The sequence below is a fragment of the Nocardioides sp. NPDC057767 genome, from assembly GCF_042798275.1.
GTDB lineage: Bacteria > Actinomycetota > Actinomycetes > Propionibacteriales > Nocardioidaceae > Nocardioides.
Genome location: NZ_JBHVKJ010000129.1, coordinates 1 through 1,322, shown reverse-complemented (window position 1 = coordinate 1,322; position 1,322 = coordinate 1). Strand labels below are relative to the sequence as shown.

The following is a 1,322-nucleotide window of genomic DNA, read 5'->3' as shown; positions in this document are numbered from 1 at the left end:
CCCACCCCTCAGGGGTCATCTCGACAAGCTCGAAGACCGGTGGTCGAGCCTGTCGAGACCACCACCCCCAACAACAGTCATCTCGACAAGCTCGATGACCGGTGGTCGAGCTTGTCGAGACCACTTTCTCCCCCGAACCAGGGTGGTCTCGACAGGCTCGACCACCGCCCGTTTCACGTGAAACACATCCCGCCGAGTCCCTTTGCGCGACCCCCGTACCAACGAATCCGGAGAAGGGTCCGGAAAGGGGTCTCACGACCTCTCGGTGCGCTAAAGTCCGCGAGCAGCCATGGCGCATTCTGATGCAACCGCGCGCGCTGCTCGAACGTCTTAGTCGTAGAACGTCGCACCCCGAGTGCGACCCCAGCGGCCCGCACGACCGGGCCATGATCCTTTGACCCCACGGAGATGATGTGAACGTCCGTAGAACCCCGGTGGCGATCTTCCTCACCACCATCCTTGCCCTGGGATTCTCCCTGGGCTCGATCGCGGCGCCCAGCGGCGCCCAGGCCAGTGCGCCGTCGGCCTCGATCGGCCAGACCGGCTTCCACACGGCTTACACCGTCCTCTACCAGCAGGGCTCGACCGGCATCGGGGTACGCAGGGTTCAGGCTCGCCTCAAGGAGCGGCGCATCTACACCGGCCGCGTCACCGGCAACTACGGCTCCAAGACCACCGGCGCCGTCAAGGTCTTCCAGCGCAACCAGCGCCTGGCCATCACCGGCAAGGTCAACCAGCGCACCCTCGACCGTCTCCGCTCGCTGACGAGCACCCCCACAGACGCGGCGCTCTACAACCTCGACCGCCGCTGCCTCACCGGCCGTGTGCTCTGCATCGACAAGACCGACCGCCGGATGCGCTACGTGCGCGCCGGCAAGATCGTCCGGGCGATGGACGCCCGCTTCGGCTGCGCCGACACCAAGACCCGCGAAGGCGCGTTCAAGGTCTACCGCAAGAGCCGCAACCACGTCTCGTCGATCTACCACACGCCGATGCCGTACGCGATGTTCTTCAACGGCGGCCAGGCCGTGCACTACTCGTCCGACTTCGCCGCCCGCGGCTACAACGGCTGCTCGCACGGCTGTGTGAACGTCCGCAACAAGTCGTCCATCGCGTGGGTCTTCGACCAGATCCGCATCGGTGACCGGGTCGTCGTCTACTGGTCCTAGGCGCTCCGGTGGTCGAGCTTGTCGAGATGACCAGCACGCTGTCACGGGGTCTGTGGTCTCGACAGGCTCGACCACCGATGCACAAGCTCGACCTCCATCCGTTCCACGTGAAACATCCGCATAAAAGAAGATCGCCCCTCGTGCCAGACGGCA

1 protein-coding gene is annotated in these 1,322 nt (G+C 65.2%); it reads left to right on the top strand.

The genetic code is table 11. From position 1 onward, the window contains the following. Positions 1-413 precede the first annotated feature (413 nt). Complete coding sequence (locus tag ACFVDI_RS28665) at positions 414-1,169, top strand: L,D-transpeptidase family protein (RefSeq protein ID WP_378912275.1); 756 nt, start codon at positions 414-416, stop codon at positions 1,167-1,169. Positions 1,170-1,322 lie beyond the last annotated feature (153 nt).